Genomic DNA, 16,342 nt, shown 5'->3' on the forward strand with positions numbered 1-16,342 from the left:
TGTTAGTTAGTCGCACTATAGTCGCTAATTGTGACAGTGATACGACATGGCTCCATTCCGTAGAGCTCGGGTTACTGTTTGTAGGTTTTCAGGAAGGTGCCAATTCTAGAGATGGCATCTTCCAAGAGTCTTGGTTCCGGTAAAAATACAATCCTAAAGTGCTGAGTATCCGGAAGGTTGAAACCGCTACCATGCACAATTAGCACCTTTTGCTGCTGAAGTAGATCCAGTGCGAATTTCTCATCGTTGCTGATGGGATGGATCTCGGGATCTAACTTCACAAAACAGTACATTGCCCCTTTGGGTTTAACGCAGCTGACACCGGGGATCTCATTTAGCATCTTGTAGGCGATATCTCGCTGATCGCATAGGCGACCACCAGGAACAATCAGTTCATTGATCGATTGGTATCCGCCAAGTGCAGTTTGAATGGCATTCTGCGCCGGTACGTTTGCACACAGACGCATGTTCGCCAGCATCTCTAAGCCTTCGATGTAGTCGGTTGCCGTGTGCTTAGGACCACTTATAAACATCCAACCTGAACGGAAGCCCGCCGCACGGTAAGTCTTGGATAATCCGTTAAACGTACAGACCAACACATCATCTGTCAGTGATGCGATCGAGGTGTGTTTCGCTTCGTCGTAAAGAATTTTATCGTAGATCTCGTCAGCAAAGATGATCAGATTGTGTTCACGCGCTAATTCGATAATCTCTTTAAGGACCGATTCTGGGTACAGCGCACCAGTTGGGTTGTTGGGGTTGATCACTACTATCCCACGGGTGTGCTCAGAAATTTTGCTGCGAATATCCTCTATATTTGGGAACCACTCGCGCTCCTCGTCACACTGATAGTGAACCGGTGTACCCCCTGCTAGGCTGACGGCTGCGGTCCATAGCGGATAGTCTGGTGCAGGGATTAACATCTCGTCGTTATCGTTGAGAAGCCCCTGCATTGCCATCACGATCAGCTCTGAGACACCGTTCCCAATGTAGATATCTTCAATGGTGACATCTTTGATGCCTTTGCGTTGTGACTCCTGCATGACCGCTTTACGAGCTGCAAACAGCCCTTTTGAATCACAATAGCCCTGCGCGCTTGGCAAGTTGTAGATTACGTCTTGAACAATCTCGTCAGGGGCATCGAAGCCCCATGGGGCCGGGTTACCGATATTCAGTTTTAAAATTTTGTGGCCATCCTCTTCCAAGCGTTTTGCTTCTTGAAGGACAGGTCCACGAATGTCGTAACATACATTGTTGAGTTTGTTGGACTTTCTAATCTGAGACATCGGTAGAGCTCTTCTCACGGGGAGATTAATTTAAAGGGGATCGATTTGAGTAGAATACGTCGTACTACCAACGTGTTGATAAGCAAACCGTGTTAGTTGTAACTATACGACTTTGCTCGGTTTGGGTATAGAGTTTACCGAGCTCTTAGAGAGGTTTTTCACAATGCAATATGATGATTTAAAAGACGATGAGTACTGGCGAGATAAATTGTCACCTGAAGAGTTCTACATATGTCGCCAGAAAGGGACAGAGCGCGCTTTCACTGGGGCCTATTTTGATGAGAAGCGATCAGGTCTTTATCGCTGTAAATGCTGTGATGCTGAACTCTTTGATAGCTCTCTGAAATATGATTCTGGATGTGGTTGGCCTAGCTTCTTTGATGAGTTGGGTGAGGGTAGGGTGGATCAGCATCCCGACCATTCACATGGTATGGTGCGTACAGAAATCACCTGCAGTCAGTGTGGATCTCATTTGGGGCATATATTCCCCGATGGTCCACAGCCAACCGGTGTTCGCTACTGTGTTAACTCTGCATCTCTTAACTTTGAACCGGATCACTGATGAAACCTTTTTCACACCTTCTGCAACAGGCTAAGCATTTTTACCCCGATTGGAGCGATGCCGAGCTGCTGGGTCCACGGGCGGCTAATCGGACAGAACTTATGGCAACACCGGACGATCGTATATTGTCGGCGATGACCTGGCGTATCTTCTGTGCAGGGCTCAAGCGCTCGTTAGTGGACGGTAAGTGGCCCGCTTTTGAGAAAGCATTCTTTGGTTTCGATCCTGAAAAGGTCTCGTTGATGAGTGATGATCACCTTGATGCCTTAATGCAGAACAGGGATCTCATTCGCCACTTTGGAAAAATTAAAGCAACTCGTATCAACGCTTTGATGATTCATGAGGTCAGTCAAAAACAGGGTAGCTTTGGTCAGTTTTTGGCTGATTGGCCGGTCGAGGACACCGTCGTTGGCTTATGGGCCTATCTGAAAAAAGAGGGATCACAGTTGGGTGGTAACTCAGGAGCCTATGCACTTCGAATTGTCGGTCGCGACAGTCCAGTCCTGACAGATGATGTAGTGGTCGCGTTAAAGGCGCAGGGCGTTGTTGATAAGCGTCCCTCGGCTAAACGTGATCTACTTCTGGTTCAAGAAGCATTTAACCAGTGGCGTAGCGAATCTGGCGTTGATCTGTGCCAAATCAGTCGTCTTTTGGCTAGGTCGATTGGTTAATCGATCTCCTAATCAGTTGGGTCACTGGTGATGGATACAATTCACCTGGCTGAGAAAGCTCTCTAGATCTTCAGCAATGACACTGAACTTTTTCTGTCCTGGCTTCTCTAGAAGCACACGACCTGTCTCGCTCTCCACCGAAAGAATCTGATCGCCATCCGGTTCAGTAGTAGCAAAGAAGAAGCTGATGTTTTGTCGCAAGCGTCTTTTGTTCAGAGCATGGCCAATGAGGTTCTCTCTTAAGCGCTCCAGATCCTCAGGGTTCCAGACAAAGATGAGACTTAATTCGCCCTCGGTATGGGTTGCTAAGATGGGTTGTGACCAATAACTGGTGTAGTAATCAATGATCGATTGGGGAATCTCTATCTCTAGAGCTTCTGAAAGTCGCTCAAACATGTCCAGAGTCGAGTTATTGATAGGGCTGGGTAACCACTCAGACTCTTGGTCAACCTCATAGCCTGGCAGCAGTGCAGGGCTCAACCAATCCTCTTCAACCAGAAGTGTTGGATTACCCTGTTGTTTGCATTCGGTTTTGAATTCGTCGAAGAGGCGAGTCAATTGAGCGGTAACGGCGGACATGTCATTTCTCTCTAATTTATCCAGCGCGTAGGTTAACAAATAATCAACCTTCAGTTTGGTTAAAAAAAATCGCTATTTTTTAGAAAAATATCGGATAAAGGTTTGACTCTGATCGAAAAGCCATTAAAATTCGCACCCTGTTCTTGAGCAGCAATGCTCAGTTACTGCTGGAGCGGTAGTTCAGTTGGTTAGAATACCTGCCTGTCACGCAGGGGGTCGCGGGTTCGAGTCCCGTCCGTTCCGCCATTTAAGAACTTACAGGTTAGAATATCTGCCTGTCAGATCTTAAGAACTCAAGGGTCGCTAAGTTCCGTGAGTTTAGTTTTTTATGAGATTGCAGTCCTCTAATTCTGCACTTCTTGTAGGAGCGATCTTGCAAAGGTCGCGATTTTCGCATCGTCTTCGACAATGCTCCTACAGATTCGGCGCAAGCCACCGTTATGGGCGAATAGCTCAGTTGGGAGAGCATCTGCCTTACAAGCAGAGGGTCGGGGGTTCGAACCCCTCTTCGCCCACCATAACGGAGCGGTAGTTCAGTTGGTTAGAATACCTGCCTGTCACGCAGGGGGTCGCGGGTTCGAGTCCCGTCCGTTCCGCCATCTTTCATGAATTGGTTTGAAAGATTACGTCGCAAGACAAACCACCGTTATGGGCGAATAGCTCAGTTGGGAGAGCATCTGCCTTACAAGCAGAGGGTCGGGGGTTCGAACCCCTCTTCGCCCACCATAACGGAGCGGTAGTTCAGTTGGTTAGAATACCTGCCTGTCACGCAGGGGGTCGCGGGTTCGAGTCCCGTCCGTTCCGCCATTTTGAGATTGACAAGTTAGAATACCTGCCTGTCAGCTCATGTGGGATGTTCAGGGTCGCTAAGTCCCGTCCGTTCCGCCATTTACGAGTTCGCAGTTCTCTGATTCTGCAGCTTTTGTTGGAGCGATCTTGAAAAGGTCGCGATTCATCGCATCGTCGATGACAATGCTCCAACGAATTAGCACACGCCTACGATATGGGCGAATAGCTCAGTTGGGAGAGCATCTGCCTTACAAGCAGAGGGTCGGGGGTTCGAACCCCTCTTCGCCCACCATATCGAGTTCTGATTCATGCAGACACCTTCAATCTCTATCGAAACTATAAATCTACCTAACGGCTTTAGTTTTGATTTATTGCGTCTAGATCAAACTGATCGTCTGATTTCGGGCAATAAGTGGTTCAAACTGCTCCCTAATCTATCTAAACTCAACCTTGGTGATCTAGTGGCCAGCTTTGGAGGTCCTCACTCCAACCATATTCACGCACTGGCCTACGCGGCACAGAATCTAGAGCTTAAGTCGGTTGGTTTTATTCGCGGTGAACCTCAATCCACACCAACACTTGAGGATGCTAAAGCCTGCGGCATGCAGTTGATATTCATCGATCGTGACACCTATCGTGAAAAGCCTACTCAGTCGCTGGCGGATCAATATCAGTTAATCAATCCCTACTGGATACCGGAAGGGGGAAGTAATCATAGCGCCGTCGAAGGCTGTGCCTCTATCTGGCATCAAGCCTGTTTGCAGAATCGCGTCTACGATCAGGTCTATGTGGCGGTGGGATCTGGGGGAACTTTGGCGGGTTTAGTCGCTGGAGCGCCTGATGGAGTCGAGCTGATTGGGTTGTCTGCTCTAGGAAGCCTCGCCGACCTAAATGAACGTGTCAGTGAGCTGCTGACACAAGCAGGTCATCTTCAAACGGAGCAATCCGTGCAGTGGTCTATTGAGGTGGCTCTGCAGCAACGCTATGGCAAGGTGACCGCTGAGCTAGCGGCCACGCAGGTTCGAGCTCAGACTCTAGATTTACTGCTAGACCCAATCTATACCTTGCGAGTATTCCACTATCTGAATCGTCAGTATCTCAAGCATCGTTTAACAGGGAAGCGTCTACTGATGGTTCATACCGGAGGTTTGCAAGGTCTTAGGGCTCAGCAAGAACGTATCAACCGTCTGGCAAATGAGTTTGTCGACCCTCTCCCTTTTTAACGGCTTTTAACACCTAGGTTGGCTAACGTTCTCCCTCTACAAGCTTTATACTGCTGTCTAATCATTCATTGATATCCGCAGGGAAACGCACAGGGTATGTATCAATTTCGCAATATTGGTCTTATAGGCCGCTTAGGAAGTAAAAAAGTCATCGATACCATGAAGCAGCTCATTCGCTTTCTTGAGCAGCGTCATTTGAACATTGTCATTGACGATAAGATTTCAGAGCTAATGCCTGGCCATGGTCTGCAGGTCTCGCCGCAAAAGCTGATGGGCGAAGTGGCTGATCTTGTGATCGTAGTGGGTGGTGACGGAAGTCTGCTTGGGGCTGCACGCTCATTGGCGTCGTCAAATGTGCCTGTGTTGGGTGTTAACCGCGGTAATCTTGGCTTCCTAACGGATATTAAACCTGAAGAGATCGAAGAGATGGTCGATCAGGTTCTAGAAGGCCACTACGTAGTTGATAAGCGTTTCTTGCTGGATGTCACCGTGAAGCGCAATGGCGAACCCATCGCCGAGACAACGGCCCTTAACGACTGTGTGTTGCACCCAGGTAAAGCGACTCGAATGATTGAGTTTGAACTCTGGATTGAAGGTCAGTATGTCTACACCCAGCGTTCAGATGGTTTGATCGTCGCAACACCAACAGGATCTACCGCCTACTCACTGTCAGCCGGTGGTCCTCTGATGCACCCTAAACTGGACGCGTTGGTCTTAGTTCCAATGTTCCCGCATACACTATCAAGCCGCCCAATTGTGGTAGACGGTAACTCTGAGCTGAAACTGGTGATCAGTGAAAATAATGAAACATACCCGTCCGTAGCCTGTGATGGCCAAAGTAACATCGCTTTGGCGCCTGGTGATACCGTGACGATCAGTAAGAAGCCACAAAAGCTGCGCCTGCTCCACCCAGAAAACTACGATTTTTACAGCACCTGCCGGACCAAGCTCGGTTGGAGCTCAAAGCTCTGGGATAAGTAGTTTTGCAGAGACAGGGTATAGATTTAATTGGCGATATCCACGGCTGCGGCGAGAGTTTAAAGCTTCTGCTCAACCGCATGGGATACAGGGAAATTGATGGTGCATACCGTCACCCTAACCGCCGCGTTATTTTCCTCGGTGATGTAATCGATCGTGGTCCACGCATTGTTGAGACCTATGAGATCGTTCGGGCCATGGTGGAAAAGTCGGGCGCCGAAATTGTCATGGGTAACCACGAATACAACTACTATTGTTATAAAACGCCTAAGGGTGATGGTAGTGGTGACTTTCTTCGTGAGCACACGCCCAGACACCAACGCATTGTTCAAGAGACTTTAGATCAATTTGCTCATCGTCAATCGGATGAACAAGAGCTGTTGGATTGGATTGAGTCGATTCCACTGTTCATCGAGCATGATGATCTGCGAGTGGTGCATGCCTGTTGGCACTCAACCTTGATCAACCGTTTAAAAGAGCGAGTAGGTTCTGCTCCAGTCGTGGATAAGCAATTTCTTTTGAACTCTGTCAAACCGCACAGTTTTGAGTTCTTGGTCATGGATCGATTGACCCGTGGCACCCATTTGCGACTGCCCAACAATGAAGTGATGATCAGCAAAGATGGATTTAGACGCCACTTCTTCAGAACTCGTTTCTGGGCGCAAGAGCCTAAACGAATGGGGGATGTGGTGTTTCAACCTGATCCTTTGCCGGAGCATATAGCTCGTACCGAGCTAACACCCGCTGATTACGTGGATCTGCAGTTCTATTCGCGCGATGAGCGGCCACTGTTTATCGGCCACTACTGGTGTGAAGGTGAACCTAAACCGGTTGCCGATAACATCGCCTGCCTAGATTACAGTGCGGTTAAATACGGTAAGTTGGTGGCCTACCGATTCGATGGTGAAAAGACGCTCGATAGCAGCAAGTTCATCTGGGTCGATGTCGATGCGGAGTTCCCGCGCTAGTGGTTCCTGTGGTTAAAACCGATCTAACGGTCGATCTAACAGAGTTCACCCAATTTTTATGGGCTAACGCCATTCCTCATCGGGTGGTGGAAGAGGGTGACAGCCAAACACTCTTTGTTGCGGCCCACATTAACCGCGAAAAAGTCCTCGAACTCTTTCAATATTGGCGAGAGGGTGGGGATCTCGCTAGCATCAATGTGCAAGTTCACAACCCTAAAAGCCGATCCCCCTTTAAAATTTCAGAGCTAAAACAACTGCCTGCGACGGCTTTACTGATTTTCCTATCGGCCATCATCACGCTGCTCATCGATTTCGGTGGCAATGCCAGCTGGATGGTGAGATTCAGTTTTGCCGACTTTACACTCAGCTCCAGCCAGATTGAGTATCACACACTGAGTACTATGCTCTCATCGGGAGAGTTGTGGCGGATTTGGACTCCGATGTTTATGCACTTCTCTCTGCTACATATCTTGTTTAACCTGCTTTGGGTCTGGATGATCGGTGGTTCGATAGAGCGCCTTCAGGGGACGACCCACTTCTTGCTGCTGGTGCTTTTCTCGGCAGCTCTCTCTAATCTGGCTCAGTTTTGGGTGACGGGCCCGCTCTTTGGTGGCCTCTCTGGTGTCGTCTTTGCTGTGTTGGGTTACACCTGGTTATGGGATCAATTGAGCAGTAGGCCATTGTTTAGGCTCCCTAAAGCGCTGTTTGGGTTCATGATTTTTTGGTTGGCTCTGGGATATACCGGAGCGCTGGAATTCATAGGTTTAGGGGCTATTGCTAATACCGCTCATTTGGCCGGTCTGCTGTCGGGTTTGGCCTTCGCACTGATTAGCCGAGTTTGGCTGCCCAAATCCTCTTAAAAGCCAGTATCAAAAGCCCTCTCAAACGATCCTCTCTATGGTATTCTGAACGCTTGAAATTTGAATGAATGGGTAGCGGTTTGAATTACGAAAAAATGATCGAAACCATGACGCCTGATGTCTATCAGGCGCTCAAAGTGGCCGTTGAAATTGGTAAATGGCCCAATGGTGAAAAACTATCTCCTGAACAGCGTGAGACCAGTATGCGTGCGGTCATTGCCTATGAGGTGGCGCGTGATATTCCAGAGGATCAGCGTGTAGGTTTCATCGATCGTACTCGTCCTGATGGAAAACAGCATGGTTCGGATCCAATGCAGCCTGACGTGTTGAGAATCCTAACCGATGACTAATGACGCTTTATCGCTGCGAGCAGAGGGTATATTGGAGAAGATGCGAGTGCATCTCGACTCTCCTGTCCGTTATGAGCTATCCCTGAACGGCGAGGCTGGTCCGTTAGTGAATGATTTTATTGGCCAACCCATTCGCCTTGAATACATCGGACAAATCAACTGCCTCTCCTGTGGTCGTAAATCCAATAAAAGTTTCAATCAAGGTTTCTGTTACCCCTGTTTCAAAAAACTTCCGGGCTGTGACACCTGTATCGTTAAGCCTGAAACCTGTCACTTTGCCGAAGGAACCTGTCGTGATGAAAGCTGGGGTTTGAAGAACTGTTTTGCCCCGCATATCGTCTATCTTGCCAACTCTTCAGGGCTCAAGGTGGGCATTACTCGCCAAACCCAGATCCCGACTCGCTGGATTGATCAGGGTGCTGTGCAAGCACTTCCGATTATGGAGGTCGATAACCGCCTGCAGTCAGGTCTTGTTGAAACGATATTTGCTAAACAGGTGGCCGATAAAACCAATTGGCGTGCCATGTTGAAAGGCGATGTTCTGCCTCTTGATCTGAAACAGGAGCGCGATCGTCTGTTTGAACTCTGTGATGAGCCCTTGCAACAGCTCATCAGTGCTCAATCTGGCGATGCGATCCGTAAGCTGGATGCAGAGGTCGTTGAAATTAACTTCCCAGTGCGTAACCACCCCACCAAGGTAACCAGTTTTAACTTTGATAAAACGCCCATTGTAGAGGGCATCCTAGAAGGGGTTAAAGGCCAGTACCTCATGTTAGATACGGGCGTGATCAACCTGCGCAAGTTTGGCGCGTACAACATTAAATTTTTCGCGTGATTGGAGAGACAATCTTGAGTGAACAACCCAACACAATTTATCTAAAAGATTACCGTGTTCCTGAATTTTTGATCGACTCAGTAGCGCTTCGTTTTGAATTGGATGAAGAGGAGACGTTAGTCTTTGCAACATTGCAGATGCGCCGTAACCCCGAATCTCATCTTCGCAACGCCCCTCTGATTTTAAATGGCGATAAAGACCTTCAGCTCAAACGACTCTGCATTAATGACCAACAGGTGCCTGAAGGCGAGTATAAGGTCACGGATGAGTCACTGACGATTGAGGTTGTTCCTGATCAATTTACTCTGCAAACGCTCTGTCGCATTCAGCCACAGCTGAACACTGCATTGGAGGGTCTCTACCGTTCGGATGGTGTCTTCTGTACCCAATGTGAGGCAGAGGGCTTTAGACGCATCACCTATTACCTTGATCGCCCTGATGTGATGTCCCTGTTTGAGACAACCATCATTGCTGATCCCGAACAGTATCCCGTGTTGCTATCCAACGGTAATGCCGTTGATAAAGGGGTCACTGATGACGGACGTCATTGGGCTACTTGGCAGGATCCACACCCCAAACCCGCCTACCTGTTTGCTTTAGTGGCGGGTGATTTAAGCTGCATTGAAGATCAGTTCACAACAGCCTCTGGACGTGAAGTTCAGCTGCAAATTTTTGCTGAACCTAAAGATCACGACAAGCTTGCCTATGCGATGGACTCCCTAAAGAGATCGATGCGCTGGGATGAAGAGGTCTATGGCCGTGAGTACGATCTTGATATCTACATGATCGTGGCCGTCGACTTCTTCAACATGGGTGCGATGGAGAATAAAGGCCTCAATATCTTCAACACCAGTTGTGTATTAGCCAGTCAAAAGACCACTACAGACCTTGGGTTTCAGCGAGTAGAGGCGGTGGTTGCTCATGAGTACTTCCATAACTGGTCAGGCAACCGTGTCACCTGTCGTGACTGGTTCCAGTTAAGTCTTAAAGAGGGCTTTACCGTCTTTCGTGATGCGGAGTTCTCGGCCGATATGAACTCGCGAACCGTGAAGCGAATCGAAGATGTGACACTGCTGAGAACGGCACAATTTGCTGAAGACGCTGGCCCCATGGCGCATGCGGTGAGACCGGAATCGTTTATCGAGATCTCAAACTTTTACACGCTGACCGTCTATGAGAAAGGCGCAGAAGTGGTGCGCATGATCCATCAGCTTTTGGGTGAAGAGACCTTCAGAAAAGGGACGGATCTCTACTTTGATCGTCATGATGGCCAGGCCGTTACGACGGATGACTTTGTGGCCGCGATGGAAGAGGCTTCAGGGCGCGACTTAACACAGTTTAAACGCTGGTATTCCCAAGCAGGTACTCCTGTGGTTGAGGTCTCTGATCAGTGGGATGCTGCATCAGGAACCTACCAGCTGACCTTTAAACAGAGCTGCCCAAGCACTCCAGGTCAAGATCATAAAGCACCCTTCCATATGCCCATCCGTTTTGGACTGCTCACACAGGAGGGGACGGAACTCTCTTCAGGTGTTTTGGAACTTACGGAAGAGGTACAGAGCATTAGTTTCGAAGGCCTTTCTGAACAGCCAACTCCGTCTCTGCTTCGCGGCTTCTCAGCACCGATTAAGTTGCGTTTTAACTACACGGATGAGCAACTGCTGCATCTGATGCGTTTTGATACTGACGGCTTTAACCGTTGGGAGTCGGGACAGCGCTACTTAGTGAACAAACTGCAAGCAGGCATTGCGGGTGCGGCGGTCGAATCCAACGCAGCGCTTTTAGATGCTTGGCGAGCGTTACTGGAAGATGAGTCCTTAGATGAGGCGATGCTCGCTAAGTTATGCACCTTGCCGAGCGAAGCCTATCTGAGTGAATTAGCTGAGGTCATTGACGTTGAAGCGATTCACGCGACTCGTAAAGCTTTTGTCAAAGCCCTAGGCAAAGCCCTAGCACCAGAGTGGTTGGCAGTCTATCAGCGTTGCACCTCTAAAGAGGCTTACCAACCAACTGCAGATCAAGTGGCTAAGCGCAGTCTGAAAAATTTAGCCTTGAGTTACCTGATCGCGGCTAACTATGAAGGCGCCATTGAGTTAGCAATGGAGCAGTTCAACAGCGCTGATAATATGACCGATCAACAGTCTGCACTGGCGGCACTGGTTCACTCTGAAGATGCCCAAGCAGCTAAACAGGCGCTTGCGGCATTCAAGCAGCAGTGGTCAGGTGAAGCGCTGGTGATGAACAGTTGGTTCTCACTGCAGGCCTGTGACTCCAAAGAGGGCGCTCTGGATCGAGTTAAAGCACTTGAAAACGATGAGCTATTTGATGCAAAAAACCCCAATAAACTGCGCAGTCTGATTGGTGCTTTTGCCAGTGCAAACCCAGTTCAATTCCATGCGCCGGATGGCTCGGGTTACCAATACTTGGCTGATTGGATCATTCGCTTGAATGAACAGAACCCTCAAATTGCATCGCGAATGTTAACGCCTTTAACTCGCTGGAAGCGCTATACTAGTGATAAGCAAAAGTTAATGAGAGCTCAACTGGAACGCATCATGAAGCAGAAGGCGCTGTCGCCCGATGTTTATGAAGTCGTCAGTAAGAGCTTGGTGTAATAGGAGTCATCGGTATGGCTATCTCTATCGATTCTGCGATTAAGTTTGATCTGCAACAGAACTACCGTCGTTACCTGAACTTTCTAGATCAGTACGGGGCTGAAAACGATGCACTGAAAAATGCGCGAAGCTCTAAGGTCTGGATTGTTGCATTGGTGCTACTGATTTTCGCTCTAGCCTCTGATTTCTTCTTAGGCGCGAGTGCTGCTCTGTTTGGTATCTTCTTCTATCGAGTCGTGATGGCTTGGTTGGAGGTGAGAAAAGCGGAAGAGGGGCGTGAACAGGCAGAACGCTGGTTCTCGACTAAGGGGTTTAAGTTCGAAGGACGCGTACTCTTCTTCAAAGAGGACGAAATGCTGGAAGAGCCTGTAGATCCTTTTGATGAGCGAATCTACAAATAGTCTCAATCCCAAAGGGGCAGATCATTGATCTGCCCCTTTTAGTTTAAGCGTTATCCTCAAGGATCATGTCAGACGCTTTCTCTGCAATCATAGTGATCGGTGCATGAGTATTACCCGAGGTAAGGGTTGGCATCACTGAACCATCCACTACGCGCAGACCGTCAATGCCGTGCACTCTCAATCGCGCATCCACAACGGACATCTCATCACTGCCCATTTTTGCGGTGCCGACCGGGTGGAATATTGTTGTACCGACATCACCTGCGGCCTTCGCGAGCTCTTCATCCGATTGAAACTGTGCGCCCGGTTTTAACTCAATTGGATTAAATTCACGTAAACGCTGAGTCGCCATTAGCTTGCGAGCGTGGCGTAAGCTATCTGCTGCAACCTTGCGATCGCCGTCCGTCGAAAGGTAGTTCGGTTTAATTGCTGGCGGAACATTAGGATCGGTCGATTGAATATGACAGGTACCGCGGCTCTCTGGACGCAGGTTACAGACCGAGACGGTGATAGCCGGAAACTCGTGCAGATCCTCACCGAATTTCTCAAGCGATAGAGGTTGAACGTGATACTCAATGTTCGCCGTAGCATGCTCATCCGAGGATTTAGTAAAGATACCGAGCTGACTGGGGGCCATTGACATTGGGCCTGAACGTTTTAAGAAGTATTCAGCCGCAATTTGCGCTTTACCCAACAGGGTTGACTGCCACTCATTCAGAGTTTTTGTGTTTTCAACGGTGTAGATGGTTCGCAACTGTAGGTGGTCCTGTAGGTTTTCACCGACACCAGGGAGCTCGTGCACCATCTCGATTTTGTGCTCCGCTAAAACCTTGGCAGGGCCAATGCCAGAAAGCTGTAGAATTTGTGGCGAATTGATCGCACCGGCACTGAGCAGTAGCTCTTTATCGGTCGTTACGCTCGCAACTTGCCCGTTAACGATGAGATCAGCACCCACAACGCGTCGGTTTTCAATGCGCAGCTTGGTGACTTGAGCGTGAGTCATAATGGTGAGATTAGGTCGTGCTTTAACGGGGTTGATAAAGGCTTTGCGTGCATTCCAGCGAATGCCATTTTTTTGGTTAACTGGGAAATAACCTGAACCCTCATTATCACCACGGTTGAAGTCTGAGGTTTTCGGTACATCAATCTCTTCAGCCGCCTCTCGAACGGCTTCTAGAATAGGCCAGCTCAAGCGCTGCTCTTGAACGAACAGTTCCCCTTTATCATTGTGGAACTCATCAGCGGGTTGGTAGTGTCGTTCAGAACGTTTGAAATAGGGAAGAACCTCTTGCCAGCTCCAGCCTTGATTGCCTAATGATGCCCACTCATCATAGTCACGCTCTTGTCCACGCATGTAGATCATGCCGTTAATCGAAGAGCAGCCACCGAGTACTTTACCTCGAGGGTAGATGAGTGAACGACCATTAAGACCCTCTTCGGCATCAGTCGAGAAACACCAGTCAGTTTTCGGATTGCCTATACAGTAGAGGTAACCCACTGGAACATGGACCCAAAACTGGTTGTCACTGCCACCCGCTTCAAGCAGAAGCACGCGGGTGTTTGGATCTTGGCTCAAACGGTTGGCTAATACACAGCCGGCCGACCCAGCGCCAACGATGACGTAATCGTAAGTTCCAAGATCTTTGACAGCAGACATGGCGTTATCCTTTCTATACTTATTGGTGTGTTCACTATCTTATGATTATTTGTGCAGTAGTTTTTGATTATTTTGCTAGTTTGCTGTGCTAAATTGCACAAATGATGGATGACAAATTGAATTGGAACGATCTGCGTTACTTTCTCGAGGTCGCTCGCGCGGGTCGTTATTTGACTGCAGCAAAACGAATGGGCGTGAACCATACAACGGTGTCGCGTCGAATAGCCGCTCTTGAAGATGCGTTGCAAACCCCACTGTTTGAGGCGGATGATAAAGGCTTGCACCTCACTCCGGCCGGTGAAGCTGTTTTGCCTCTGGCTCAACAGTGTGAAGACATTACTGTCTTGACCAAAGAGAGAGCGGCTTCAGATCAGCGATCCCTATCCGGGAACCTAAGAATTGGGGCGCCAGATGGTTTGGGAAACCTCTTTATAGCCAATCAATTAACCCATTTTGTCCATCGTAACCCTGATCTAAACCTACGCTTGGTACCCGTTCCACAGAGCCTTAACTTGATGAAGCGTGAGGTGGACATAGCGATCACATTGGAGCCCTCTGAGAGGCGGGATATTCATTGTAAGAAACTGACGGACTACCAGCTTTTTCTCTATGTAGGTCGTGAGTATCTGCAGAATAATTCCGTAGATTTAGAGGATATTGAATCGGTTAAACAGCACCCGTTTGCCGGTTATATTCCCGATATACTCTACACTGAGCAGTTAGGGTTTAACCGATTGATCGATGACCAACTGATTGAGCGCTTTCAGGGGGCAACCGTGATGTCCCAATTCCAGTTTATTGCTAATGGTGGAGGGTTTGGGGTGTTACCCCATTATATGGTGCAAGATGACCCGCGTTTTGTTCAGGTTCTGCCAAAGGAGATTAGCTTTATACGAAGCTACTGGCTGCTGACGCCACTAGAGCTGAGGCGTCGCGCCAATGTGCGTTCTATCTCAACTGAGTTAGAGCAGTTAATCGCGCAGCACAGAGATCAGTTTTTGCCACGCTCCTGAAGGTAACGCTCGACGGTATCGACAATCGCTTGGGTTTGAGGGTCGATCTCTAGGTTGATCAGATCACCTACCTTAGCTTTGCCAAACAGTGTGCGCTCCAAGGTTTCTGGGATTAGCCAAACAGAGAAACGGTCATCCGTTACTTGCGTCATCGTCAAACTACATCCATTCAGTCCGACAAACCCTTTATCCAATAGATAGGGTGCCCATTGGCTCGGACGATCAAACTCAACTCGGCAATTGGTCTCTGTCTTTTCGATCGCTGTTATCGCTACTCGGTCGCAAATATGGCCCGACATTAGGTGCCCACCAATCTCATCGCCAATCTTAGCGGCACGTTCAAAATTGACCTGTGACCCGACCTGCAAATCGCCTAGGTTGGTCAGTTCTAGTGTCGATTGGATCGCATCAAACGTGGCTCTGTTAGCTTCAAATGAAGTAATGGTTAGGCAGGTACCATTAAGTCCGACGCTGGCTCCGATCTGGAAGTTATCACAACAGTCAGCCGGGAACTCAAGCTGCAGTGTCATAAAATTATCAGCTGGGGTTAGGGCAGTGACAGTCGCCACACCTTGAACAATACCAGTAAACATTATCGATTCTTCCTTTAGCTTTAGCAGTCCGAACGCTAGCATGGGACGTAGATAAAGCAAACAGTTAAGGGTTTAACAGCATGCACATTCTTTTGACAGGCGGTACAGGGTTTATTGGTGATGCAGTTGCTAGGGCGCTCGTCGCTCGAGGTGACCGAGTCACTCTATTGATACACAAACGACCCTCGAAAGTGGCCGGTGTTCAAACAATCTCAAATTTGTCTGACCTGAACACCGCCGTCGATGCCATCGTCAATTTAGCTGGCTTACCGATCGCCGATAAACCTTGGACTCACTCGCGAAAAGTGGCCCTGCGTGCCAGTCGTGAAGGAGTTACGGGGCAGTTAGTGCGTTGGATTGTTCAACAAGAGGTTAAACCCAAAGTGCTAGTCAGTGGCTCTGCGATCGGTTTTTACGGGGCGACTCGCAGTCATCAGGCGCTTTCTGAGGCGGATCAACCTCTGGTTCAAGACTTCTCCAGTGAGCTTTGCCAAAGCTGGGAGAACATAGCTTTAAGTGCAGAACAAGAGGGTGTCAGAGTGGCGCTGCTCAGAACGGGTATCGTGCTTGGTAAGGGTGGCGCCCTTAAGAAGATGCTACCTGCCTTTAAACTGGGATTAGGTGGTCGCATTGTCGACGGTCAGCAGATGATGTCCTGGATTCATCTGGACGATCAGGTCAACGTTATTCTATTTTTGATTGATAACCCTGATGCGAGTGGGCCTTTCAATTTGACCGCACCTAATCCAGTCTCTAACCAAGTATTTACAGAGGAGCTTGGCAAAGTTTTGAGGCGTCCAACCTTTTTGCCAATGCCAGCTTTTATGCCCAAGTTGATGCTTGGTAAAGAGGGGGCTGCACTGCTGACGGAGGGCTTGGCTGTGATTCCTTCGAAGTTGACTCAGCACGGATTTGAGTTCAAATACCCTTCACTCGATCAGGCCTTAACCGCTGTTATCTAA

Annotated in this window: 16 protein-coding genes and 6 tRNA genes; 18 read left to right on the forward strand and 4 right to left on the reverse strand. The window is 48.8% G+C overall.

Annotation, left to right across the window (positions count from 1 at the left end):
• Positions 1 to 71: 71 nt before the first annotated feature.
• The gene (locus XMM312_RS01575; protein ID WP_173480565.1) at positions 72 to 1,286 is read right to left on the reverse strand and encodes a pyridoxal phosphate-dependent aminotransferase; all 1,215 of its coding nucleotides are present in this window, start codon (positions 1,284 to 1,286) and stop codon (positions 72 to 74) included.
• Between the two features lie 163 nt (positions 1,287 to 1,449).
• Between XMM312_RS01575 and msrB the strand changes: the two genes are divergently transcribed.
• Positions 1,450 to 1,848 carry a peptide-methionine (R)-S-oxide reductase MsrB gene (gene msrB, locus XMM312_RS01580; RefSeq protein WP_173480566.1) on the forward strand — a complete coding sequence of 133 codons (399 nt, stop codon included), beginning with the start codon at positions 1,450 to 1,452 and terminating at the stop codon, positions 1,846 to 1,848.
• On the forward strand, positions 1,848 to 2,519 hold the full coding sequence (locus tag XMM312_RS01585; RefSeq protein WP_173480567.1) for a DNA-3-methyladenine glycosylase I: 672 nt from the start codon (positions 1,848 to 1,850) through the stop codon (positions 2,517 to 2,519). The genes msrB and XMM312_RS01585 overlap by 1 nt, the downstream gene beginning before the upstream one ends.
• 21 nt (positions 2,520 to 2,540) lie before the next feature.
• Here XMM312_RS01585 and XMM312_RS01590 read toward each other — a convergent pair whose 3' ends face one another.
• Entirely contained in the window at positions 2,541 to 3,098 is a 558-nt protein-coding gene (locus XMM312_RS01590) for a SecY-interacting protein Syd (RefSeq protein ID WP_173488586.1), read from the reverse strand.
• 169 nt (positions 3,099 to 3,267) lie between these two features.
• Between XMM312_RS01590 and XMM312_RS01595 the strand changes: the two genes are divergently transcribed.
• The 14 genes from XMM312_RS01595 (at position 3,268) to XMM312_RS01660 (ending at position 12,117) form a co-directional block, all read left to right on the forward strand.
• A tRNA-Asp gene (locus tag XMM312_RS01595) sits at positions 3,268 to 3,344 on the forward strand.
• 196 nt (positions 3,345 to 3,540) lie between these two features.
• Positions 3,541 to 3,616 (forward strand) — tRNA-Val (locus XMM312_RS01600).
• Between the two features lie 4 nt (positions 3,617 to 3,620).
• Positions 3,621 to 3,697, forward strand: a tRNA-Asp gene (locus XMM312_RS01605).
• Between the two features lie 51 nt (positions 3,698 to 3,748).
• Positions 3,749 to 3,824: transfer RNA gene (locus XMM312_RS01610), tRNA-Val, on the forward strand.
• A 4-nt stretch (positions 3,825 to 3,828) separates the two neighbouring features.
• Positions 3,829 to 3,905 (forward strand) — tRNA-Asp (locus XMM312_RS01615).
• Between the two features lie 198 nt (positions 3,906 to 4,103).
• Positions 4,104 to 4,179 (forward strand) — tRNA-Val (locus XMM312_RS01620).
• A 16-nt stretch (positions 4,180 to 4,195) separates the two neighbouring features.
• On the forward strand, positions 4,196 to 5,110 hold the full coding sequence (locus tag XMM312_RS01625) for a 1-aminocyclopropane-1-carboxylate deaminase/D-cysteine desulfhydrase (RefSeq protein ID WP_173488587.1): 915 nt from the start codon (positions 4,196 to 4,198) through the stop codon (positions 5,108 to 5,110).
• A 96-nt stretch (positions 5,111 to 5,206) separates the two neighbouring features.
• Positions 5,207 to 6,091 (forward strand): NAD(+) kinase, encoded by an 885-nt coding sequence (locus tag XMM312_RS01630; protein ID WP_173480570.1) that lies wholly within the window; start codon positions 5,207 to 5,209, stop codon positions 6,089 to 6,091.
• A 2-nt stretch (positions 6,092 to 6,093) separates the two neighbouring features.
• Positions 6,094 to 7,056 carry a metallophosphoesterase gene (locus XMM312_RS01635; protein WP_173483293.1) on the forward strand — a complete coding sequence of 321 codons (963 nt, stop codon included), beginning with the start codon at positions 6,094 to 6,096 and terminating at the stop codon, positions 7,054 to 7,056.
• On the forward strand, positions 7,056 to 7,916 hold the full coding sequence (locus XMM312_RS01640) for a rhomboid family intramembrane serine protease (RefSeq protein ID WP_173480572.1): 861 nt from the start codon (positions 7,056 to 7,058) through the stop codon (positions 7,914 to 7,916). Before XMM312_RS01635 ends, XMM312_RS01640 begins: the two co-directional genes overlap by 1 nt.
• A gap of 80 nt (positions 7,917 to 7,996) precedes the next feature.
• Complete coding sequence (locus XMM312_RS01645; protein ID WP_173480573.1) at positions 7,997 to 8,266, forward strand: YeaC family protein; 270 nt, start codon at positions 7,997 to 7,999, stop codon at positions 8,264 to 8,266.
• Positions 8,259 to 9,101: a DUF2797 domain-containing protein gene (locus XMM312_RS01650; protein WP_173484650.1), complete on the forward strand. Its 843-nt coding sequence runs from the start codon at positions 8,259 to 8,261 to the stop codon at positions 9,099 to 9,101. Before XMM312_RS01645 ends, XMM312_RS01650 begins: the two co-directional genes overlap by 8 nt.
• Before the next feature lie 11 nt (positions 9,102 to 9,112).
• Positions 9,113 to 11,716, forward strand: coding sequence for an aminopeptidase N (gene pepN / locus XMM312_RS01655; protein WP_173488655.1), 2,604 nt, complete (start codon positions 9,113 to 9,115; stop codon positions 11,714 to 11,716).
• A 14-nt stretch (positions 11,717 to 11,730) separates the two neighbouring features.
• The gene (locus XMM312_RS01660; protein WP_173483291.1) at positions 11,731 to 12,117 is read left to right on the forward strand and encodes a hypothetical protein; all 387 of its coding nucleotides are present in this window, start codon (positions 11,731 to 11,733) and stop codon (positions 12,115 to 12,117) included.
• Between the two features lie 43 nt (positions 12,118 to 12,160).
• Here XMM312_RS01660 and XMM312_RS01665 read toward each other — a convergent pair whose 3' ends face one another.
• Positions 12,161 to 13,774, reverse strand: a complete 1,614-nt coding sequence (locus XMM312_RS01665; RefSeq protein ID WP_173488588.1) for a GMC family oxidoreductase — start codon at positions 13,772 to 13,774, stop codon at positions 12,161 to 12,163.
• A 116-nt stretch (positions 13,775 to 13,890) separates the two neighbouring features.
• Here XMM312_RS01665 and XMM312_RS01670 point away from each other — a divergent pair, with 116 nt between their 5' ends.
• Positions 13,891 to 14,787, forward strand: a complete 897-nt coding sequence (locus XMM312_RS01670; protein WP_173480577.1) for a LysR family transcriptional regulator — start codon at positions 13,891 to 13,893, stop codon at positions 14,785 to 14,787.
• On the opposite strand, the gene XMM312_RS01675 is transcribed toward XMM312_RS01670, so the two are convergent.
• Positions 14,766 to 15,380 (reverse strand): riboflavin synthase subunit alpha, encoded by a 615-nt coding sequence (locus tag XMM312_RS01675; protein ID WP_173488589.1) that lies wholly within the window; start codon positions 15,378 to 15,380, stop codon positions 14,766 to 14,768. The genes XMM312_RS01670 and XMM312_RS01675 overlap by 22 nt on opposite strands.
• Positions 15,381 to 15,460: 80 nt before the next feature.
• Between XMM312_RS01675 and XMM312_RS01680 the strand changes: the two genes are divergently transcribed.
• Entirely contained in the window at positions 15,461 to 16,342 is an 882-nt protein-coding gene (locus XMM312_RS01680; protein ID WP_173488590.1) for a TIGR01777 family oxidoreductase, read from the forward strand.

Source organism: Marinobacterium sp. xm-m-312 (assembly GCF_013283295.1).
Classification (GTDB): Bacteria; Pseudomonadota; Gammaproteobacteria; order Pseudomonadales; family Balneatricaceae; genus Marinobacterium_E.